Genomic DNA, 21000 nt, shown 5'->3' with positions numbered 1-21000 from the left:
ACTCCTTAAAACTTATTCAGTGCATGCCAGGCGGCAGGGAGATCGCTGCGGATCTGCTGATAATGGGGAAACAGTTGGTTATAGCGCTGCGACAGTTCAGCGGAAGGCGGTTCAGGCGCATCCAGCAGCGGGCGCACCCAGGTTTCCACGCACTGCGCCATGGAGGGATAGGCGCCAATCGCCACCGCTGCCATCATCGCGGCGCCCGCTGCACCGGCTTCATCACGCTGGCTGATACGCACCGGTGCGCCAATGCAGGACGAGAGGATCTGGCGTAGCGGCTGGGAACGCACCGCGCCGCCGGTAAGACGAATTTCACCTGGCAAAGTACTGCCCATCGCCTGATAACAATCACGCGCGGCCATGCCGATGCCTTCAATCACGCCGCGCACCATGTCGGCAAAATTGTGCTGATAGTTAAGTCCGGTGAAGCTGGCGCGCGCGTCAGCGTTGACGAACGGCCCGCGTTCACCGGCAATTGAGATGTAGGGATGGAACAGCAGGGTGCCGGGTTCGGCTTTGTTGAGCCACTGGTCGATATGTGCCACCAGCCGCGCATGATCGATTTCACAGCCGAATCCGCTCAGCAATTCACTCGCCACGTTCAGCAGCCAGTCGAGATTAAGCGTTGAGGCCATATTGGTTTGCACCTGCGTCACATAGCCCGGCCACGGCAGCGGGATGACATAACCGGTTTGCGCCGGATTCAGCCACACTTCATCAATGGTCACGCTGCGCAGATGCACGCCGGTAGAGCCGACAATTGAGCAGGCGGTATGGGCTTCGCCGGTGTGCACGCCTGCGCCCAGCGCGGTCATCGCCATATCCACATAACCCAGCGATATCGGTGTGCCCGCGCGCAGGCCGGTGAGGGCTGCGGCCTCAGCGGTCAATGGATGGGTGATTTGCGTGCCATCAATGATATCCGGCAGCAGATGACGTCGATGTTCCAGTCCCAGCGCTGCGATGACGGTATCGTCATAACGCTGGGTGCGGAAGTTACCAAAAGTGAAGCTGGCCTCAGAAGGATCGGTGGCACGTACGCCCGTCAGATTGAGGTAAAGCCAGTCTTTGCAATGCAGTGCCACTTCGCTCTTCGCCAGTAGCTCAGGAAAGTGCTGGTCCATATGCGCCATCTGCGAACCCTGCTGACAGGTATTCAGCCCGGTGCCCGTGGACTTAAAACGCTCGGCTGCAAGGGCGTGCTGGTTTAGGGCATCGACGGTGTGTGCTGCACGCGCATCCAGCCAAATCCAGGCATCCTCTACCGGCTGATTATTGGCGCCCACCAGCCAGGTGCCATCCCCTTGTGCGGTGACGGCCACGGCCACCACGCGGGAAGAGAGATTTTCCACACGCTCGCCCAGTTTCCGTATCGCGTCCACGGCATCTTGCCAGGTCTGCGACATGGATTGCTGCGCGGCACCACCTTCGCTGCGGTAATAGCGGTTACGCACGGAGGCGCACGCCAGCTGTGTGCCTTCCAGATCAAACGCCACCGCTTTCACCACGGAGGTGCCGGAATCCAGACCCAGAATAATATCGCTGTTACCCACGTACACCTCCGAAGGGAAGAAAAGTTGACCCATCACGTCGTGTTAATTCCCTGTGATGAATTTGCTAAATAATGTCTTACACCACTTCTCATGGAGATAACATATCCAATGTATTATTTTTCGATAAAACGAATAAATTTCACTTCAGTTAGCGAGTTTGATCACGAAAATGGCGGTAGTACACGACAATATGAAATGAGATATCACATGAATAAGGCTTGTATGGCGGGCTTTTATTGGCGATGAAGGCGTTAAGGTGTGAATTTAGCGATCCAGATCGCGCTCCTGAAAAATTCGTGAACCCCCTGTTGACAATTTAGTCACATCAGCACAATCCTCATCACAAGAGTTATCACATTTATAACATTTAATGCGGCGATTATCGCAGCAGATAACAGTGAGAGGTCACGTTATGTCCGATGTCTCAATGCTGGCACAGCAGCTCTCCCGCAAGCGCATCCGCCGCTACAGCATCATCGGTGTTGTGGTGGTTGCGGTGATTGCCGCCATGGCCATTGACACAAAAGTGGTGAAAATCGGTTCCGAGCAAGATGTGCAAGAGCAAGGTTTCTCGCCGGATAGCTACGGGGAGAAAACCTTCCCCGGTATTCAGCAGGATGTGGAAGCGCGTGCGGTGGATGCCAAAACCCTCGCCGATGCGCTGAAAGCCAATCAACAGGAAGCGGTACAGAAATACGGTGTGGGTTCGCCGCTCCCGGTGATCCCCGTCAAGCTGGAAGGCGTGGTGCAGCCCGGTCAAATGGGCATTTTCCCACTGAAAGTGGCCGGTTTACCGGAAGGAAATGTGATTCGCCTGCAAACGGGCCCGGCCATTACCGGCACCGATTTACGTGATGCCAGCGGAAAAATCCAGTTCGGCGATTTTACCAACCAGATTGAGTATCAAAACGCTGGTTCGGCGATCAATCGCGCCATGAAAGCCAAAGTACTGGATAAGTTGGATCGTGATGCGCTGCCCGGGAAAACCGTGCAGGTGGTCGGGGTGTTCCGTTTGCTCGCGCCGAATAACTGGATGGTGACGCCAGTCAGTCTGGAGGTGAAATGAAACCATTCAACGTTAACCCGGCGCTACTAAAAGGCGAAGTGATCCTTGAAGCGCGCAACATCAGCAAAATCTATGGATCGACCCATGCACTTAAAGGCGTGAATTTTGAGATCCGTCGCGGTGAAGTCACCACGTTGTTTGGTGAAAACGGCGCAGGTAAATCCACGCTAATGAAAATTTTGTCGGGCGTCATTACGCCAACATCCGGGGAAATTCTCTACAACGGCGAAGAGAAAGTGTTTCGCTCTGCCACTGAAGCACGCGATTGCGGCATCTCGATTATCCATCAGGAGCTGAATCTCGCTCCCAACATGAACGTGCGCGACAACATCTTTATGGGGCGCGAAATCATGAAGCCGGGTGGGGTGGACTACGCGGAAGAAGCCCGCATAACCGCCCATCTGATGGCGGCGCTGGAGGAGGAAATTGATCCGCTGACGCCGGTGGAAAACCTGCGTCTGGGCCAACAACAGATTGTCGAAATCGCCCGTGCATTGTCGGTGAATTCACAGATTCTGATCATGGATGAACCGACATCGGCGCTCAGTGCTGCGGAAGTCGCGGTGCTGTTCCAGGTGATCCGCGATCTCACCAGTCAGGGTGTAGCCATTGTATACATCTCACATCATCTCGAAGAGGCACTGGAGATCACCGATCGCGCCGTGGTGCTGCGTGATGGCGTGATGACCGCGTACGCGAAACGCGATGAGATCGATCTCGAGTGGATCGTGCGCAATATGGTGGGCGATCACTTTGACCTGGGTTCGCCGCCGCAAGGGTATGAGTTTGGTGACCAGGCGTTGACCGTGCAAGACCTGACGGTGAAAAGCAAAACCGGGATTCGGCTGGTGGATAACCTCTCACTGTCAGTAAAAGCCGGTGAAATTGTCTGCATCTATGGCCTGATGGGCGCGGGGCGCACCGAACTGCTGGAGTGTATCGCCGGGCGTATTCATCAAAGCCAGGGCCGCGTTCTGCTGCAGGATACCGATGTCAGCGGCTTAACCATTCAACAACGTATTCAAATCGGCCTTGCGTTGGTGCCCGAAGATCGGCAACGCGACGGTTTGGTGCAAACCATGTCAGTGGGCGAAAACCTGTCGCTCGCCAGTATCAACGAATTTGTGCGCGGTTTGGTGCTGTCACCGCGACGTGAAAAGCAGCTGGTGACGGACAGTATTCGCAACGTCACGGTGAAAACCGCTGGCGGCGAGGCGGCCATCGGATCGCTCTCCGGTGGCAATCAACAAAAAGTGGTGATCGGCAAAATGCTGGCCACCCGTCCCAAAGTGATTCTGCTGGATGAACCCAGCCGCGGCATTGATATCGGTGCCAAAGCGGAAGTGTTTCGTCTGCTGGCGGAAAACGCCAAAAAGGGGCTGGCGGTGGTGTATACCACCTCGGAAGTGGGCGAATGCCTGAGTATTGCGCATCGCATTGTGGTGATGAGCAAAGGGCGCATTAACGCCATTTTCGATTCCAGCGTGAGTAAAGAACGCATTATGGCCGCTTCAGGCGAGTCTCTGGTGGCATGACATGAAAAACGGAGCAAACGGTATGACAGACAGAACACACACGCTGGATTCGCCACCCGTCGCGAGTAAAAAGAAGACCGATAAAAGTCTCAATCTGGCGCGATTGCTGCTGGAAGGGCGCGCGTTTATTGCGTTGCTGGTGATTATTATCACCTTTTCCTTGCTCTCGCCTAACTACTTTACCGGCGCCAACTTCCTGACCATGGCATCGCATGTGGCGATTTTTGGCTTACCGGCGATTGGCATGCTGCTGGTGATCCTCAATGGCGGTATTGACTTGTCCGTCGGTTCAACTCTGGGTCTGGCTGGCGTGATGGCCGGCTTTATGATGCAGGGGATTAACCTCGACGCGCTAGGTGTCGTGCTGTATCTGCCCGTGTGGGCGGTGGCGATATTGACGCTGGTGATTGGCGCGCTGGTGGGATTGGTCAATGGCGTGTTGATCGCCTGGTTCCGCGTTCCGGCGTTTGTTGCCACGCTCGGCACTATGTATGTGGCGCGCGGTATTGCCCTGCTGATCACTAACGGACTGACCTACAACAAACTCTCTGGAAGTGATGCGCTAGGCAACACCGGCTTTGACTGGCTCGGCTTCAATCGCATCTTCAATATCCCTGTCGGTGTGCTGGTGCTGGGTGTGGTAGCACTGGCCTGTGGTTTTCTGCTGAGCCGTTCGGCGTTTGGACGCTGGCTCTATGCCTCGGGGGGTAATGAGCGCGCCGCCGACCTCTCCGGCGTGCCGGTGAAACGTATCAAAATCAGCGTTTATGTGTTGTCGGGTATCTGTGCCGCGATGGCGGGGCTGGTGCTCTCTTCACAGCTCACTTCAGCCGGTCCAACGGCGGGCACCACTTATGAACTGACCGCGATTGCCGCGGTGGTGATTGGCGGTGCGGCCTTAACCGGTGGTCGCGGTAACGTGCGCGGCACGCTGCTGGGCGCTTTTGTAATCGGTTTTCTCTCTGATGGCTTAGTGATTATCGGCGTCTCTGCCTACTGGCAGACGGTGTTCACTGGCGCCGTGATTGTGCTGGCAGTATTGCTCAACACCCTGCAATACGGCAAACGCAGTCGCTAACTCACGCGCGCTGTCTGGCAGCGCGCGGTTATCCGTAAAACCTGTACCCTAAATAATAACGGAGCACCTATGTTCACAAAACGTTTGTTTATTGCTGCCGCAGCGATGGCGATCACCACCTTCGCTGCACCGACCTGGGCGGATAACGGGTTGATGACCATCATCGTCAACGATCCATCCAACCCTTACTGGCTGACAGAAGGTCAGGTCGCGCAAAAAGCCGCTGAAAAACTTGGCTACAGCGCAAAAGTCAGCGCGCACAAAGGTGATACCAATACCGAAAGCCAGCTGATTGATACGGCGATCACCAACAAATCCAAGGCGATTATTCTTGATCCGGCTAACGCCGATGGTTCTGTCGGTTCAGTGAAAAAAGCCATCGCGGCGAATATCCCGGTGTTTATCATTAACGCTGAGCTGAATCAGAGCGGATTGGCCAAAGCGCAGTTGGTTTCTAACAATGCGCAGGGCGCGGCGGTGGGCGCGATGGAGTGGGTGAAACAGGTAGGCGATACCGCCAACTATGTTGAATTAGTGGGCCCACCATCCGATAACAACGCGGCAACGCGTGCCAATGGTTTTGATACCGTGTTGTCACAGTATCCGACGCTGAAGAAAGTGGGTCAGGAAGTCGCCAACTGGGACCGTACCCAGGGCTTCAACAAGATGCAGTCACTGCTGCAGGCTAACCCGAACATCAAAGGCGTGATCAGCGGCAACGATGAAATGGCGCTGGGGGCGATTGCCGCACTGAAAGAAGCCGGCAAGCTGAACCAAATCAAAGTCGGTGGTTTTGATGGCTCGCCGGATGCCGTTGATGCCGTAAAAGCCGGTACGCTGGCGTATACCGTGATGCAGCCCGTGGCGCAGTTCGCGCAGAAAGCGGTAGAGCAGGCTGACAGCTTCCTGAAAACCGGTAAAACCGGCGCAGCATCGGAAAAACAGCTGTTTGACTGCATTTTGATCACCAAAGAGAACGCGGGCAATTTCGTATCACCGTTTGTATTGAAGCAGTAATGCATGACGTGCGGCTTTCGGGCCGCATACTGCTCAGCGGACGCACTCCGGTGCGTCGCTGTAACCCTTCTCGTGAGTCCAAACACCACACCATTTGCAAAAGGCGCGTTTCCGCGTTGTAATCACCTGGAACCCGCATTTCTGCATCACTTTCTGGACGAAATATGGCGCACAACCCGCAGGACTCTTCTCTCAACGTCTTCATGGCCGAACCCTTACCCAGCGACAGTCGTCAGGCGCGGCAGTTGGCGCGACGCCAGTTGATCGCGGAAGCCGTGATGGCAGAAGGCGCAATTCGCATTGAAGATATTACCGACCGTTTCGGCATCAGTCTGATGACCGCGCACCGTGATATTGATGAGATGGTCGAACGCGGATTGCTGCATAAATCGCGTGGGGTGGTCTCCGCCACACCAACCAGCCTGGTCGAGTCCAGCGATATCTACCGCGCGACGCGTCAACTGGAAGAGAAGCAGGCCATCGCTGAGGTGGCGGCCACTTACCTGGAGCCAGGACAGGCGATCTTCCTCGATGATTCCACCACGGTATTGCAGATGGCGCGCTTGTTACACGCGCGCGCCCCGTTAACGGTGATCACCAACTCACTGACGCTGATGAATGAGTTGCGCAACGGGCGCGATATCACGCTGATGGGGCTGGGCGGTCAGTTTTATCACTGGTGTAATGCCTTTATGGGTCGCATGACCCGTGAAGAAATCGCCAGCCTGCGCGCCGACGTGTTCTTCGTCAGCATGTCAGCCATCATCGATGACACGGTCTTTCATCAGTCAGCGGAAACCGTCGAAACCAAACGAGCGATGTTTGATGCTGCACAGAGACGTATTTTGATGATGGATAACACCAAATTTGAACGCCGGGCGCTGCATCGTTTTGCCCATCTCAGCGAGTTCGATGTGGTGATTGTCAATCAGGGCACGCCGGTGCCAGTTCTGCGTCGTCTGCAGGATCTGGGTGTGAATGTCGTGGTTGCACCGATGAAGACCCACGCTGGATCGCGCGAAGAATCCTGATTCACCTGTAAACTTATTCTTTCAGATAACCTGAGGCACTCACTGTCGGCCGCGGCAGTGGTGCATCGGCCTGTTCAAATGCGTTTGACAATGCAATCTACCTACTAGTAGATTGATAGCTCTGCCACCGTGAACGAAGACGGTGCAACTGATTGCCACGCGCTAATCATTCAGCTCGGGTAACTGCCTTGTCTTAATTTATGCCATGTTGAGCGAACCTATGAACAAGCCTTCTCTGACGACCGGCCAGACACTCACCCGTCTGGCCGCTATTGCAGTGGTACCATTGATAGTCATCGCGTTATTTCTCTGGGCTGGCGGCTGGTTAACACCGGATAAGTTGTCCTCCGATAAGCTCATTACCGTGCTACAAAAATCAGGCGGGGAGCATCCCGGCTACCGACGCAATCATGCCAAAGGCGTCTGCATCAACGGCAGCTTTGCCGCTAACGGCAATGCCAGCGTGCTGTCGCGTGCCGGGCTGTTTGCACCGGGCGAAACCCCGGTGATCGGGCGCTTTGCTATTGCCGGTGGCAATCCGAACGCCCCGGATTATGCCGTGCCGGTGCGCAGCATGGCGTTAGCGTTTTACCAAAAAGATGGTCAGCAGTGGCGCACCGGGATGAATGCCATGCCGATGTTTCCGGTGAAGAGCGTGGAAGGGTTTTACGATCTGCAAATCGCCACGCTGCCGGATGCCAAAACAGGCAAGCCCGATCCCGCGAAGATTCAGGCCTTTGTAGAAAAACATCCCGAAATCAAACCGTTCTTCGGCTGGGCGCAGCAGTATGTTCCTTCCTCTAGCTGGGCCAGCGATCGCTACAATAGCCTTAACGCCTTCAACTTTATTGATTCGGCCGGCAAGAGCCATGTGGTGCGCTGGAGTATGGTGCCGCACAGCGAGTATCAGCCCATCAATGCCGCCGATAAGAATGACAGCGACTTCCTGCAGAACGATCTGCAACAGCGTCTTGCCAAAGGGCCGCTGCAGTGGGACCTGATCATCACTGTCGCAGACGCGCAGGATAAAAGCAGCGATGCTTCGATTGCCTGGCCAGCGGACCGGCAGACCATCAATGCAGGAACCCTGACTATCAACCAAACCACGCCGCAGCAGCAGGGCGCCTGTAACGATATCAATTACGATCCGCTAATTCTGCCCGAGGGCATCACCGCCTCGGATGATCCGATCCTCAATGCACGTTCATCGGCTTATGCCAAATCCTACAACGCCCGTACCCGTGAACAGGCAGGAGCACACTGATGAAACACACAGAGACTTTCCATCCGGCGTTGCGCGCGATTCACTGGCTGATGGCTGCCGCTATTATGACCATGCTGTTTATCGGCGTGGCCATGGTCGCCACCGTCTCGTCACTGCACAGCTTGCTCGTGGCGATCCATAAGCCGTTGGGCTTAATGATATTGCTGCTGGTGGTGGTGCGATTGTGGCTACGTTTTACCACCGCCAAACCGGCCTTGCCGGAGACGTTATCAAACGGGCAAAAAGCGCTGGCACACCTTTCGCATTGGGCGTTGTACGTAATGATGCTTGCGCAACCTCTTATCGGCTGGGCGATGCTGTCGGCGGCGGGCTATCCGATCAGTCTGGGAGGCAGTCTGCTGCTGCCCCCCATCACGCCAATCAGTAATGATCTGTATGCCTGGTTGCGTCCGCTGCATAGTTGGGTGGCTTTAGCCTTGTTCGTTACGGTGATGCTGCATCTTGCCGCCGCGTTGTTCCATGCGCTGATTCTGCGTGATGGCGTCTTCAGAAGTATGACCGGTCGCCGTAAGCGTCCTGAAGCGCCTTGACATCACCGCTGCAGGTCAGTAGGTTCAGTGCCAATTTACTGATTTGCAGCCATTTCATCTTTGCTGCCGGAGCCCTGCATGACCGTTGAACGTTCGCCTAAAGCCACTGAAATCATTAACCACACCCGAGCGCTGCTCACAGCTGGTGGTTATAAAAGTTTCAGCTATGCCGATTTGGCAGAACGCGTACAAATCCGTAAAGCCAGCATTCATCATCATTTTCCGGGCAAAGCCGATCTGGTGCTGGCGGTGGTCAATGATTATCGTGAGGAGGCGCGAGCCGGCATGGCCGCGACCAGTGAGCATTTCAGTGATGATCCGCTGGCTGAGCTAAACGGATATGTGAACTTCTGGGCAACCTGCATTAAGGAAAACAGCTCACCGTTCTGTATTTGCGTGATGCTGGCAGTGGAGCTGCCGACCTTACCGGAAGAGGTGGCGGCTCAAGTCACCGGACATTTCGCCGATCTGTCCGCGTGGCTGGCCGGTGTGTTGCAGAAGGGGGAAAAGCGCGGGGTGTTTATTCTGCGTGAAGGGGCGGAAATGGAGGCCAAATCGCTGATGGCGACGGTGCATGGTGCGATGATTGCCGCGCGCGCGTTTAATAACCCCGAACTGTTCTTACCCATGATTAAACCGGTGCTTAACAGTCTGGTTATTTCCGTTTAATGGCTTTGCGGCCATTTATCTTCGCGACTCTTTCATCAACAACAGAATCACTTTATCCACCAGATAAGGTGCCTGCTTATTTAATTCAGGATCGTTGCGTAATTGCGCAGCAATGTTCAACGCAAATTCGCGAACATTCTGTTTATCCGCTTGCGTTGATTCACAATCTGAAGGACGGCAGTCAGGATATTGGTTAGGAAAATGAATCACACTCACAATGCCCCCTGAAATCATTGCTAAGTAAGCCGAATAAATTTTAATCTACTAGTTGGTAGGCTGGCAGTCAAGGGAGGAATTTGCAGTAGAGCACAGCAGGTTTAAACCTCCGTGATAGCCCGGGTAGGGGCATTTCGCGCGCTTTCTCACCGCTTCGCCAGTACCGCCTGAAAATAGGAATTTTTACCTTTCGTCATTTCACAAATCCTCTTAAATTAGCGCCGACGAGAAGTGCAAGTCGCCAACGATTTGGTGTCTTAACAACAATCAAATTAAAAACAATTGCATTCCATTTTTTAATGGTAATGAGGATTTCGATGCTTTTAAAACGCAGCTGCAGTATCGCCATTGTCGCTTTAGTCTGTTTATCAGTTACCGCCTGTGGCATGTCGCATCGTGGTCGTAATACGGCAATAGGTGCGGGTGTTGGTGCTGTGGGTGGCGCGGTATTAACCGGCGGAAGCACCTTTGGTACGCTGGGTGGTGCCGCCATCGGTGGCTTGATTGGTCATGAAGTGAGTCGTTGATTCATCCTGCTGATCTATTTCGTCGCGCACTCAATGCGCGACGAAATAATAACTTTTATACCTTCGTTTTATTCCCCGATTAAATTTTCTTTAACTGGCCAAATACCTGTTTGCCGTTATGGAAGCTTGCTATCACGGGTGCAACATGCGCCACGGCTTCAGCAGAACAACTCGCCGCCACTAACATCATCGTTGCGCTATCCTGCGCCTTCGGCCACTGTTGTTCACCCTGGCTATTCAGCGGCAGCACTTCATTGGTGGCGATACCCAAGGCGCGACTCAATGAGAACTCATCCGGGCCACGATACAACTGCGCATAGACGTTGGCTTTTTCCAGCATGCTGCCGCTGCCAAAAGGTTGCCAGTGGTCGGCAATGGTATCGGTGCCGGACCATACCGGTACGCCCGCCGCACGCAGTTGCGGCAATGGCATGATCACGCGCCCAATCGGCACGGTGGTGGCGATGCTGAACTGCTGCGCTTTGAGTTCCTCGATCATCGCATCCAGTTCACTCCCCGATAACGTGCCCAGCGCAAACGCATGGCTGATGGTGACTTTGCCTTTTAGCTGCGGATTCTCACGCACCGTTTTCAGCATGTAGCGTATCGCGGCCACACCGTGCGGCTCGGTTTCGTGCAGGTGGATATCCACCGGCGCAGCAAAATCCAGTGCGATGCTGAACATCGTATCCAGCGATTTCTCCATCGCACCATCAATGTTGGTCGGATCCAGGCCGCCGACAAAATTGGCGCCCATTTTCATCGCTTCACGCATCATGCCTTCGACCCTGGACCGCAACAGTCCATGCTGCGGGAAGGCGACAATCTTCACGGTAAAGTCCTGACGGTGGTTAGCAATCGCCTGTTGCAAGTGCGCCAGCCCATCCAGTTTGCTGATCGGGTCGATATTGCAGTGGCTGCGCGCTTCGGTGCTGCCTTTGGACTGCAGTAAGCCCATCAGCTTTTCGGCACGCATTTCGGATGTCGGCACAATCTCAGGAAGAATCTGCTCCTCCTGATGAATCATATCGATCACGCTCTTACGCGGCAGCGGGGCGCGCCAGCCGTCACCATAGAAGGTTTTATCGAGATGGATGTGCATATCGCGCGTTGCAGGCAGCAAAATATGGCCCGCCGCATCCCAGGCGGGAAGGGTGCTACTGAAACCTGCCGCGTGGATACCCGCGATATTTGCGCCGTTGATTTCGATATCGTACAACCCGGTGCGTGTCGCGGTGATCACGTCGTGATGACGTACAAAGGCTTCTTCCAGCCGCACATTCCGCAGCAGATAGTGGCTAACGTCAATCTGCATCAGGTTTTCAGGGGGACAGGCAGTGGCCGCAGCGTTACGGCTACTTAATCCGGCACCGAGCAGCGTACCTGCCGCCGTGAGTTTGATGCCAGCGGAAAGAAAGTCTCGGCGGTTGCCGGAAGTCATGAGGCTCATCGATTATGTTCTCCTTGTAGGGGAGATTCACCCTAGAGGAGCGATAAGCGCTGTGCTGTGATTTTTTCCACTGATAACTATGGAGAAAAGTAATGACGCATCGGACAGCATCGCTATCCGATGTTCTGTAGAAGGGTTAATGATTTTGCGGTTTGGGCATCGGCGGTGTGCCATGAGTATGGAACGTCTCAATGGTTTTCAGGCCCCATGCCTGGCCTTTCTTGCGTTCGCTTTCCGTCCAGACTACCGTCTGCCAGTCTGGCGCGAGTATCAGTCGGGCCCCGGAATTGGCCAGCTCGACGCGATTCCCCGCCGGTTCCCAGACATACAGGAAAAACGTGCCCTGGATGGCATGTTTGTGTGGGCCGGTTTCAATATGCACGCCATTTTCCAGGAAGATGTCGGCCGCGCGCAGTATGTCTTCTCGCGTATCGGTGGCGTAGGTCACATGGTGCAAACGTCCATTGCCGCCACCGTGCTCTTCAGTACAGGCCAAATCATAGGTTTTATTATTGACGGTGAACCAGCAGCCACCAATCCGCCCATTATCCAGCTGAATCATCTCTGTGACGCGGGAGCCTAAGCAGGTTTCCATAAAGCGCTTGAATTCACTGACATCTGCAGCCAACAGATTGAGGTGATCCAGACGACGCGGACAGGCGCCACGCGCATGGTAACGCTGAGACAGGTTTTTCAGCGACGGGCGTTGGTCATCGGGTGCCTGATAACGGACCGTGTCGTAATAGATCTCAAAAATGTGGCCAAAAGGATCGGTAAAGCGAAATGCCTGTCCGTGACCCTGATCGTCGTTGACCCAACCAAGCACTTCATAGGGGCTGGCTTCAATCGCCGCAACACGCCGTTCCAGCGAAGCCTGTGAAGCGGCGCGATAGGCAATGTGCCCCACGCCAGTCGTGTGATGACGCGTAAGCTTCAGGCTGTGAAACTCATAATCATCCCAGGCGCGCAGCCAGGCGTGATCGTTGTCTTGCGCGGTGACCGTCAAGCCATAAACATTGACAAAGAAGTTGAGGCTCTCTTCAAACTTGTCGGTGTAAAGCTCCACGTGAGCCAGATGCGCAATATCGAAGCAGGGTTCAGAAAGCTGAGATGTCATGATGCCATTCCTATTTATTGAGGGTTTGTGACAGCGCCGGAAGGTCATCCAGTGCTGCGCCCTTTATTTTCAGAGACAGAGAAACATTGCGATGAAGCACAATGCTGATCGCAGCCAGTAACGCGGGTAGCGCGAGAATAAAGAAAATCGCCGACTGCGCCGGGAACGCACCCATCAGCAAGCCGCCAATCGAAGAACTGAGAATCGCACCGGTACGGCCTATGCCGTGCATCCAGCTCACGCCGGTGGCGCGCATTTCGGTAGGGTAATAAGCAGGGGAATACACCTGTAGACCATTCTGTGCGCCATTAATACACATGCCGATAATGAAAATGAATACGCCCAGCGCCACCCCGGAAAACGTGAAGATGCCTTGTGCTAACAAGCAGAGACAACCCAGCAGATAGACCACGCCAATCATTACTCTGGCGTTGCATTTATCCATCAATGCACCGACCAGAATACCGCCCAGCGGACCACCAAGCTGGAATAACCCCGCCAGAATCGCCGCTTGTTCGAGGGAAATACCGCCCGAGCGCATAATGGTCGGCAGCCAGCCGTTAAGCAGATAAATCACGAACAGCCCCATGAAGTATGTCACCCACAAAATGATCGTGCCGCGAGCAAAACCGTGGTGGAAGAGCTGGGAGATGGTGCTGTTGCGATTGATCCGGGGAGAGTTGAGCACGAACGCCGTATCCTGCTGAAACTGGCCGCCCATGCGATTAAGCAGAGCAGCAATCTGCGCGCGAGGTGCCCGGCGCACCACCAAATTTAACGCAGATTCGGGCAGCAGATAACCTAATAAGGGCAACATAAGCAGCGGCAGTGCACCGCCGAAAATCAACACCGCATTCCAGTGATAGTGCGCCAGCAACGCGGCCGCGATAAAGCCCCCCAGACCGGATCCGATATTAAAGCCGCTGAACATCAGGGTAATCATCACGCCCTTACGACGCTCAGGCATATATTCTGCCAGCAGCGTGACGCAGTTGGGCATGACCGCGCCCAGCCCGAGCCCGGCAATGAATCGCATCATCGCCATTTGCAGCGGCGTGGTGGCGAAAGCGCAAATCAGACTGAAAGCGGAGAAGATCATAACCGCGAGCAGGATGATTTTTTTTCGGCCAAATCGATCGGATAAGGGACCCGCGATCAATGCGCCAATCGCCACGCCAAACATCGCCGCGCCAAGGATCGGCCCCATCGCGGCGCGAGAGATATGCCACTGCTCAATCAGCGCAGGCGCAATAAATCCCATCACGGCAGCATCGTAACCGTCGAACATAATGATGATCAGGCAGAGGAATAACACGCGCCACTGAAAGGCGGAAATGGGTCGCGAATCAATCCAGGCTTTGATGTCGACCAGCTTATTTGTATTCATACGTTCGCTCTCTCTTCGGGCACGCAAAGTCTATTGAATGACAAGTCATGATTAACTCATCCAGCTCCACGGTAAGCACCGTGTGGCAGGCTGTCTGTCAAAAAAGGCTTTTAGCGGTATGAGTTACGTTTATATTGTGAGCGAGTTGTCATAATCCACGGTGTCAGTACGGGTTTGTGGTGCCCGGTAGAAAAGCCCTATACGTAAACGGCGTGCAATCTTTGTATGAATTTCGTTTAGGTCGCTGTTGGATGAGCTTCGGCGCTGATGCACTCAATCAGCGCCAATGTAGCCGGGGAATGCAGCGCACCCGCGCGCAACGTGATGCCGATATCACGACGCGTATCGGGTAGGGTGAAGGACAGAGGTTGGAGCACACCTGACTTCAATTCGTACTCCAGCTGGTGCCATGACACTGCCGCCACCATATCGGAGTCCATTAATAAGCCGCGCACGATGGCGAGGTCACCGCTCTCAACCACCGGTTTGGGTACCGGAATATCCAGCGTCGCAAAGGCGTGTTCTAGCAGATGGCGGGCCGGACTGTTTTCTCGCGGCAAAATCCACTGTGTGTCGGCGAGATCGGCAGCGCTTAACGTTCGACCGGCTAACGGATGTTGTGGCCTGGCGAGCAGCACAAGTTCTTCGCTGAACAGCCGCCGATTATCGATATCAGTAACGTTGCTGTCATGACGCAAAGCCCCGACAATCAGATCAACGTCGCCGGCCCGGAGTTCGGTAATCAGCGTGCTAAAGGCACTTTCGTTGGTCACGACGTTGATCGCCGGATGTGCCGTCACCAGACGGGCAATCGCGCGTGGCAATAACACACTGCGACACAAAGGTAGCGCGCCAATATGAACGGTGCCCTGCAGAACACCTTGCTGGGCGGCAAGATCTTCCGGGATATGGCGAATTTCATTCAGGGCGCGGCTGATGTGTGGCGCCATTTCACGCGCGGCGGCTGTCGGCTGCATGCCCCGCGGCGAGCGCTGGAACAGCACGATATTGGCCCCTTTCTCCAGCACCTTTAGCGCGGCACTGACGGCGGGCTGGCTGATGCTCAGCGAACTGGCCACGCTTTGCGTATGCTGCAAATGAAACAGCCTTAAAAATATCTGCAGGCGCCTGACGTTGAACAACCAAATCGGTTCGGCGTCATCCCGTATGGACTCGCGCAGTTTAAATCGAGCGAGAAGTGCAGGTATCTGTTTGAGTTCCTGGAGGGCGCGCTGTGCGCGGGGCAGTACACATTTACCATTCTCGGTGAGCAGCATCCCGCTGGCATGACGTTCAAACAAAGGCGTGGTGAGAGTGTGTTCCAGATCACGTATCGATCGCGTCACCGCCGATTGCGTGCGAAATAAATCTTCCGCAGCCTCCGAGACGGTTCCCCGTTCTGCAATCATACAAAGTGACCTTAGCTGCATGATTTTAATGTGATTAGTGTCTTCCTGTTCCTGCATGCCCTCTGCCCCTGAACCTCTGATAATGATCACAACATAAATAAAAATCATAGCTCGCACAATGAAAGGCATTATTCGGTCACGGTGGTGCGTGTCAGGATGAAAAAAACGTAATAGCAGGGGAACATAATGGAAAACGCAGTGAAAAAGAGTGCCTTGGTGGTCAGTGCCCATTCCGCTGACTTTGTCTGGCGCGCAGGCGGGGCCATCGCGTTGCACAGTGCGAGCGGCTATGGCGTGCACGTCGTCTGCCTCTCTTACGGGGAGCGCGGTGAGTCGGCAAAACTGTGGCGCAAAGGCAATATGACCGAGCAGACCGTCAAGCAGCATCGTCAGGCCGAGGCCGAACGGGCCGCGGATGTGTTAGGTGCCAGCATTGAGTTCTTCGATCTCGGCGATTATCCCCTTCGCGCGGATAAGGAAACGCTGTTTCGCCTCGCCGATGTGTTTCGCCGCGTACAGCCTCACTTTGTGCTGACGCACTCGATTGCCGATCCTTACAACTACGATCATCCCCTGGCGGCGAATCTCACCCAGGAAGCACGCATCATTGCACAGGCAGAAGGATATCGTCCGGGAGAACCGATTATCGGTGCACCGCAGGTTTACTGTTTTGAACCGCATCAGCCTGAACAATGCCTGTGGAAACCGGATGTGCTGCTGGATATCACCTCGGTTTGGGAAAAGAAATATCAGGCGATTCAGTGCATGGCCGGGCAGGAACACCTGTGGGAATACTACACGCGCGTGGCGCTCCAGCGCGGCGTACAGGCCAAACGTAATACTGGGATTGCTTCCACGCGCGTCATCACCCACGGCGAAGGCTATCAGAGTCTGTTCCCACGGGTGACGGAGGATCTCTCATGAGCGGGGTTAACCAGAAAGGCATCGTGGTTACGCAAATTGAGCGGGCCGATTCCGCTCTGATTGCACAATTTTCCCGTGCCGGAGTGGCGACCGTCCACGAAGCGCAACAGCGGCAAGGTCTGCTCGATGTGCGGATACGACCAATCCAGCAGGGTGTCGCGATAGCCGGCAGTGCGGTCACGGTGCTGGTCTCTCCCGGTGATAACTGGATGTTTCATGTTGCAGTCGAACAGTGTCAGCCTGGCGATGTGCTGTTGGTGTCGCCGACCTCGGATTGCCATGACGGCTTCTTCGGTGATCTGCTGGCCACTTCATTAAAGGCGCGTGGCGTAGTGGCGCTGGTGGGCGATATCGGTATCCGTGACAGCCAGACCCTGCGTGAGATGGGTTTCCCGGTCTGGTCGCGTGCGGTGTTTGCTCAGGGAACCGTTAAAGCCACGCTGGGGTCGGTGAATGTGCCAATTCTCTGTGCCGGTCAGCTGGTTCTTCCTGGCGATATCGTGGTTGCCGATGACGACGGAGTAGTGATTGTGCCGCGAGCGGATGCGAAAAATATCGCCGAGACCACCCAACAGCGGGTCGCCAATGAGGAGAGTAAACGAGTAAGACTGGCTGCGGGGGAGCTGGGGCTGGATATTTATCAGATGCGTGGCGCGTTAGCGGAAAAGGGATTGCGCTACGTGGATTCTCTGGATGCCCTGCAAAAGAGTTCGCTATGAAACAGACGCTGATACCCTGTGTCTTAATGCGAGGCGGCACCTCCAAAGCCGCCTGTTTCCTGGCCAGCGATCTGCCAGAAGCGGCGCCGCAACGAGATCGTGTGTTGCTGGCCGTCATGGGTTCACCCGATCCCCGCCAAATTGATGGCATCGGTGGGGCTGATCCGCTGACCAGTAAAGTAGCGATAATTTCTCCCTCCACGCGGCCTGATGCGGATGTCGATTACCTGTTTGCACAGGTTAACGTGCATCAAGCAGTAGTCGATTATGGACAGAACTGCGGCAATATCCTCGCCGCCGTGGCGCCTTTTGCCATTGAGAAGGGCCTGATAAGGGCACAGGGCGACATCACGCGCGTGCGCATCTTTATGGTCAACACCGGGCAAATCGCAGTGGCGCAATTTGCCACGCCCGATGGCACGGTGGAATACCAGGGCGAGACCCAGATAGACGGCGTGCCCGGTTTTGGCGCAGAGCAAATTTTGCAATTCGAGGATATTGCAGGCTCCAGCTGCGGATCGCTGTTACCGACCGGAGAGGCGCGTAATCGGTTTGACGGGATTGAGGTGACCTGCATCGATAACGGTATGCCCGTGGTGATCCTGCGTGCTGAGGATGTGGGATGCACTGGACAGGAAACTCGCGAACAGCTGGAGAGTAACGCTGAGTTAAAAGCGCGTCTGGAATCCATCCGCTTACAAGCGGGTCCGCTGATGAATCTCGGGGATGTGACGAAACGAACCGTGCCGAAAATGACCCTGATCGCGCCGCCCGCTAATGGCGGTGCGCTATCCACGCGAACATTTATTCCCCATCGCTGTCACGCCTCTATAGGCGTACTGGGCGCGGTGAGTGTGGCTACAGCCTGCCTGATCCCCGGTTCCGTGACGCAGGGCATCGCGCAGATTACCGATGCCAGGCAGCAGCGTCTGGCGGTAGAGCATCCCAGCGGCGAGTTTAGCGTGATGCTGACCCGTGATGAGGCAGGGAAGGTGACGCAAAGCGGCCTGATACGTACGGCACGTTTGTTATTCGACGGGCGGGTCGCCATTCCAGGCTCACACTAAAACACGAATTACCCTGCACGCTGACGTTCTCCTGTGCTGACAACCTTATGGGTTGTCGGCATTCTTCATTCGCTCTGCAAAATCTTCGTTTCCACGCGTGACTGCGTGCTCCTACTCACACTGCCTGGCCAGACTCCTTATTTTCCTTAAATAAATGTCGCCTGATTCATTATTAATGTGACAAGTGTGCGCACGGTGTGTCTTTAATGTTACGAGTCAGTATATTTAATAGCGAGGTTTTTAAAGATTTAATGGCGCAGGAATTAAGTGTTCTGAAAGTGATAATTGTTTTTGGTTTGTTAAATTAAATCATTCCGGCTGTTATTAAAATACAATAACTCAATGCTTGTTAAAATTACGTATTATTGATGTTGAGCTTATGTCTACGGTAATTGTAACCCTGCTAAATAATAAGATAATCGTATCATTACGGGCTGCACGCCGATTCTTTCACTCTTCAGTGCATCATAATTAACGCTCAAAACCACGCTAAAACCTTGAATCAGGTTGATTAAAATCATGAATTCCTCATAAATTAACGCTCTCATTACATTTAATTCACATGAAAATCATTCATTTATACAGCGAATTTTTTCTTTTTGTTACAAGTTACCCCTTTAATTTGGATGCCTTTGTGTAAACGAAAATATAGAATAATTTACAGAAAAATTCTTATTACGAGCCGTGTCGATACCTACGCTTGCAAGTGTTATCGACAGACATTTCGTTAACAATCGTGATTTATTTTCCCCGTTCTTTCTCCGGAACGAACGCCGAAGTGAATATCCTATTTCAGACGTCACCTGTCTGGAAAATAAACTGTGGTTGTTGCTCGTAGTTAAGAGAAAGACGACAGTGCGGCACCGATTTCAACTTGTTATGCACGAGCTTGCTTCATCTCACTTCATAACATGTGAAACGGCGCTGGATTGCCGTTAACTCATTCGGTCACTCAAAAAAAGAAGATAGTCATGCTAAGTAACGATCTTACATCGCTGATCACGCGTATTGACTTCGCGCTAATTTCATCCATTCACATCATTTTTCCCCCGCTAACCATTGGACTGGCTGCACTGTTGTTCATCTCTGAACTGATGTGGGTCAGGAAGCAAGATGAGCAGTGGTATCGCCTGTGTCGCTTCTTTGAAAAGCTGTTTATCGTTAACTTCGGTGCTGGCGTGGCAACCGGTGTCACCATGGAAATGGCCTTCGGTATTCTTTATGGTCGCTTCTCGCAGGCTGCCGGGCCGTTCTTTGGTCAGGTGCTCGGCTATGAGACCATCACCGCCTTTATGTACGAAGCCGGCTTTATCGGCCTGATGATTTTTGGCTGGGGCAAGATTAGTAAAGGGATGCACCTGTTTGCGACCTTTAACGTGGCGCTCTCTTCTACGCTTTCTGCGATGTGGATCCTGGTGGCTAACTCCTGGATGCAAACGCCAACCGGTGTTGAACTGCATAACGGTATTTTCATCGTAACTGACTGGCTGGCCGCGCTGTTTAATCCGAATGCGCGCAGTGCTTTTCCGCACATGCTGCTGGCAAGCTTCGAGCTCTCGCTCTGCTTCGTGGTGGCGACCTGCGCCTGGTATGTTCTGAAACAGCGTCATGTTGATCTGTTCCTGAAACCCCTGAAGTATTCACTGATGGCGCTGGCCGTGGTCGCCGCCGTTCAGATCTATATGGGTGACGTGCTGGGTGAAGCCACGCTGGAACATAAACCGGCGGCGCTGGCAGCGATGGAAGGGCACTACGATACTTATGATTCTGCGGGTAACGTCAACAGTGCCTGGCACATCTTGGGTTGGCCAAATAAAGAAGGCACGGGCCTCGCATGGTCTATCGATATCCCGCACGGTTTAAGCCTGATTGAAACCAAAACCTGGAACGGTACGGTAACGGGCCTAAACAGCTTCCCGAAAGATCAGCAACCGCCTGTAGTATTGCCGTTCTACGCTTTCCGCGCCATGTCAGGTGCTGCGGGTGCCATGCTGCTGGTTAGCCTATGGGGCGTCTGGCTGATTGCACGTCGTCGCATGACCGCTGAGCTGGCTCCGCGCAATAAGCTGTTCCTGGCGCTGGCCGTTATTATGGTGATCCTGCCTTATATCGCAGTGATTGCGGGCTGGTGGACGCGCGAAATTGGCCGTCAGCCGTGGATCGTTTATGGCCTGATGCGCACCGAAGACGGTATGAGTCCAATGACCCTGGGTCTGGCAATCTTCTGGCTGGTGGGCTTTGCCATCTTTGAGACGGCAGTGGTCGCGGGCACCATATGGTTCCTGGCGAAAGTGGTGCGTATTGGTCCTGATTTGACCAGCAAAATACCGGGCGAGGGGCATGAGCATTTGGGTCACCTTGAAATGCCTGCCAGTGGTCATGCTGACCATCCTGAATATATCCGTCCGGTTTGATGG

Annotated in this window: 19 protein-coding genes; 13 read left to right on the top strand and 6 right to left on the bottom strand. The window is 54.2% G+C overall.

The window, feature by feature from the left end:
- Nucleotides 1–5 precede the first annotated feature (5 nt).
- Complete coding sequence (locus FD737_RS05615) at nucleotides 6–1589, bottom strand: FGGY-family carbohydrate kinase (RefSeq protein ID WP_202404480.1); 1584 nt, start codon at nucleotides 1587–1589, stop codon at nucleotides 6–8.
- 379 nt (nucleotides 1590–1968) lie between these two features.
- On the opposite strand from FD737_RS05615, the gene FD737_RS05610 reads away from it, so the two are divergent.
- The 8 genes from FD737_RS05610 to FD737_RS05575 all read left to right on the top strand — a co-directional run bounded on the left by FD737_RS05610 (nucleotide 1969) and on the right by FD737_RS05575 (nucleotide 9767).
- Nucleotides 1969–2622: a DUF2291 domain-containing protein gene (locus FD737_RS05610; RefSeq protein WP_160832933.1), complete on the top strand. Its 654-nt coding sequence runs from the start codon at nucleotides 1969–1971 to the stop codon at nucleotides 2620–2622.
- Complete coding sequence (locus FD737_RS05605) at nucleotides 2619–4157, top strand: sugar ABC transporter ATP-binding protein (protein ID WP_097117125.1); 1539 nt, start codon at nucleotides 2619–2621, stop codon at nucleotides 4155–4157. The genes FD737_RS05610 and FD737_RS05605 overlap by 4 nt, the downstream gene beginning before the upstream one ends.
- A gap of 22 nt (nucleotides 4158–4179) precedes the next feature.
- On the top strand, nucleotides 4180–5235 hold the full coding sequence (locus tag FD737_RS05600) for an ABC transporter permease (protein ID WP_176505723.1): 1056 nt from the start codon (nucleotides 4180–4182) through the stop codon (nucleotides 5233–5235).
- A 69-nt stretch (nucleotides 5236–5304) separates the two neighbouring features.
- Entirely contained in the window at nucleotides 5305–6252 is a 948-nt protein-coding gene (locus FD737_RS05595) for a D-ribose ABC transporter substrate-binding protein (RefSeq protein WP_034823484.1), read from the top strand.
- Nucleotides 6253–6416: 164 nt separating this feature from the next.
- On the top strand, nucleotides 6417–7283 hold the full coding sequence (locus tag FD737_RS05590; RefSeq protein ID WP_160832932.1) for a DeoR/GlpR family DNA-binding transcription regulator: 867 nt from the start codon (nucleotides 6417–6419) through the stop codon (nucleotides 7281–7283).
- Between the two features lie 220 nt (nucleotides 7284–7503).
- On the top strand, nucleotides 7504–8547 hold the full coding sequence (locus FD737_RS05585; protein ID WP_160832931.1) for a catalase family peroxidase: 1044 nt from the start codon (nucleotides 7504–7506) through the stop codon (nucleotides 8545–8547).
- The gene (locus FD737_RS05580; RefSeq protein WP_160832930.1) at nucleotides 8547–9098 is read left to right on the top strand and encodes a cytochrome b; all 552 of its coding nucleotides are present in this window, start codon (nucleotides 8547–8549) and stop codon (nucleotides 9096–9098) included. The genes FD737_RS05585 and FD737_RS05580 overlap by 1 nt, the downstream gene beginning before the upstream one ends.
- Nucleotides 9099–9176: 78 nt before the next feature.
- Nucleotides 9177–9767, top strand: coding sequence for a TetR/AcrR family transcriptional regulator (locus FD737_RS05575; protein WP_097117131.1), 591 nt, complete (start codon nucleotides 9177–9179; stop codon nucleotides 9765–9767).
- Nucleotides 9768–9782: 15 nt separating this feature from the next.
- On the opposite strand, the gene FD737_RS05570 is transcribed toward FD737_RS05575, so the two are convergent.
- Nucleotides 9783–9983, bottom strand: a complete 201-nt coding sequence (locus tag FD737_RS05570; RefSeq protein WP_097117132.1) for a hypothetical protein — start codon at nucleotides 9981–9983, stop codon at nucleotides 9783–9785.
- A 317-nt stretch (nucleotides 9984–10300) separates the two neighbouring features.
- On the opposite strand from FD737_RS05570, the gene FD737_RS05565 reads away from it, so the two are divergent.
- Entirely contained in the window at nucleotides 10301–10510 is a 210-nt protein-coding gene (locus tag FD737_RS05565; RefSeq protein ID WP_034823502.1) for a glycine zipper 2TM domain-containing protein, read from the top strand.
- Between the two features lie 79 nt (nucleotides 10511–10589).
- Here FD737_RS05565 and FD737_RS05560 read toward each other — a convergent pair whose 3' ends face one another.
- The 4 genes from FD737_RS05560 to FD737_RS05545 form a co-directional block, all read right to left on the bottom strand.
- A complete protein-coding gene (locus FD737_RS05560) occupies nucleotides 10590–11960 on the bottom strand; it encodes an amidohydrolase (RefSeq protein ID WP_160832929.1) in 1371 nt (456 codons plus the stop codon).
- A gap of 136 nt (nucleotides 11961–12096) precedes the next feature.
- On the bottom strand, nucleotides 12097–13077 hold the full coding sequence (locus tag FD737_RS05555) for a VOC family protein (RefSeq protein WP_160832928.1): 981 nt from the start codon (nucleotides 13075–13077) through the stop codon (nucleotides 12097–12099).
- Between the two features lie 10 nt (nucleotides 13078–13087).
- Nucleotides 13088–14464, bottom strand: coding sequence for an aromatic acid/H+ symport family MFS transporter (locus FD737_RS05550; protein ID WP_160832927.1), 1377 nt, complete (start codon nucleotides 14462–14464; stop codon nucleotides 13088–13090).
- 236 nt (nucleotides 14465–14700) lie between these two features.
- Nucleotides 14701–15930 (bottom strand): LysR family transcriptional regulator, encoded by a 1230-nt coding sequence (locus tag FD737_RS05545; RefSeq protein ID WP_160832926.1) that lies wholly within the window; start codon nucleotides 15928–15930, stop codon nucleotides 14701–14703.
- Nucleotides 15931–16059: 129 nt separating this feature from the next.
- Between FD737_RS05545 and FD737_RS05540 the strand changes: the two genes are divergently transcribed.
- The 4 genes from FD737_RS05540 to FD737_RS05525 all read left to right on the top strand — a co-directional run bounded on the left by FD737_RS05540 (nucleotide 16060) and on the right by FD737_RS05525 (nucleotide 20997).
- Complete coding sequence (locus FD737_RS05540; protein ID WP_160832925.1) at nucleotides 16060–16797, top strand: PIG-L deacetylase family protein; 738 nt, start codon at nucleotides 16060–16062, stop codon at nucleotides 16795–16797.
- Entirely contained in the window at nucleotides 16794–17516 is a 723-nt protein-coding gene (locus FD737_RS05535; protein WP_160832924.1) for a 4-carboxy-4-hydroxy-2-oxoadipate aldolase/oxaloacetate decarboxylase, read from the top strand. The genes FD737_RS05540 and FD737_RS05535 overlap by 4 nt, the downstream gene beginning before the upstream one ends.
- Nucleotides 17513–18583, top strand: a complete 1071-nt coding sequence (locus tag FD737_RS05530; RefSeq protein WP_160832923.1) for a 4-oxalomesaconate tautomerase — start codon at nucleotides 17513–17515, stop codon at nucleotides 18581–18583. The genes FD737_RS05535 and FD737_RS05530 overlap by 4 nt, the downstream gene beginning before the upstream one ends.
- Before the next feature lie 971 nt (nucleotides 18584–19554).
- Nucleotides 19555–20997, top strand: a complete 1443-nt coding sequence (locus tag FD737_RS05525) for a cytochrome ubiquinol oxidase subunit I (RefSeq protein WP_160832922.1) — start codon at nucleotides 19555–19557, stop codon at nucleotides 20995–20997.
- Nucleotides 20998–21000: the final 3 nt, after the last annotated feature.

Origin of the sequence: Pantoea sp. Seng, assembly GCF_009829935.1 — a bacterium.
In the GTDB taxonomy this organism is placed as follows: Bacteria; Pseudomonadota; Gammaproteobacteria; order Enterobacterales; family Enterobacteriaceae; genus Pantoea; species Pantoea communis.
This window is presented reverse-complemented; position numbering and strand designations above follow the sequence as displayed.

Bases quoted from the DNA above. Each gene is read 5' to 3' on its own strand.
- FD737_RS05615 (WP_202404480.1), bottom strand. From the start codon at position 1,589: ATGGGTCAACTTTTCTTCCCTTCGGAGGTGTACGTGGGTAACAGCGAT.
- FD737_RS05610 (WP_160832933.1), top strand. From the start codon at position 1,969: ATGTCCGATGTCTCAATGCTGGCACAGCAGCTCTCCCGCAAGCGCATC.
- FD737_RS05605 (WP_097117125.1), top strand. From the start codon at position 2,619: ATGAAACCATTCAACGTTAACCCGGCGCTACTAAAAGGCGAAGTGATC.
- FD737_RS05600 (WP_176505723.1), top strand. From the start codon at position 4,180: ATGACAGACAGAACACACACGCTGGATTCGCCACCCGTCGCGAGTAAA.
- FD737_RS05595 (WP_034823484.1), top strand. From the start codon at position 5,305: ATGTTCACAAAACGTTTGTTTATTGCTGCCGCAGCGATGGCGATCACC.
- FD737_RS05590 (WP_160832932.1), top strand. From the start codon at position 6,417: ATGGCGCACAACCCGCAGGACTCTTCTCTCAACGTCTTCATGGCCGAA.
- FD737_RS05585 (WP_160832931.1), top strand. From the start codon at position 7,504: ATGAACAAGCCTTCTCTGACGACCGGCCAGACACTCACCCGTCTGGCC.
- FD737_RS05580 (WP_160832930.1), top strand. From the start codon at position 8,547: ATGAAACACACAGAGACTTTCCATCCGGCGTTGCGCGCGATTCACTGG.
- FD737_RS05575 (WP_097117131.1), top strand. From the start codon at position 9,177: ATGACCGTTGAACGTTCGCCTAAAGCCACTGAAATCATTAACCACACC.
- FD737_RS05565 (WP_034823502.1), top strand. From the start codon at position 10,301: ATGCTTTTAAAACGCAGCTGCAGTATCGCCATTGTCGCTTTAGTCTGT.
- FD737_RS05560 (WP_160832929.1), bottom strand. From the start codon at position 11,960: ATGAGCCTCATGACTTCCGGCAACCGCCGAGACTTTCTTTCCGCTGGC.
- FD737_RS05555 (WP_160832928.1), bottom strand. From the start codon at position 13,077: ATGACATCTCAGCTTTCTGAACCCTGCTTCGATATTGCGCATCTGGCT.
- FD737_RS05550 (WP_160832927.1), bottom strand. From the start codon at position 14,464: ATGAATACAAATAAGCTGGTCGACATCAAAGCCTGGATTGATTCGCGA.
- FD737_RS05545 (WP_160832926.1), bottom strand. From the start codon at position 15,930: ATGCAGGAACAGGAAGACACTAATCACATTAAAATCATGCAGCTAAGG.
- FD737_RS05540 (WP_160832925.1), top strand. From the start codon at position 16,060: ATGGAAAACGCAGTGAAAAAGAGTGCCTTGGTGGTCAGTGCCCATTCC.
- FD737_RS05535 (WP_160832924.1), top strand. From the start codon at position 16,794: ATGAGCGGGGTTAACCAGAAAGGCATCGTGGTTACGCAAATTGAGCGG.
- FD737_RS05530 (WP_160832923.1), top strand. From the start codon at position 17,513: ATGAAACAGACGCTGATACCCTGTGTCTTAATGCGAGGCGGCACCTCC.
- FD737_RS05525 (WP_160832922.1), top strand. From the start codon at position 19,555: ATGCTAAGTAACGATCTTACATCGCTGATCACGCGTATTGACTTCGCG.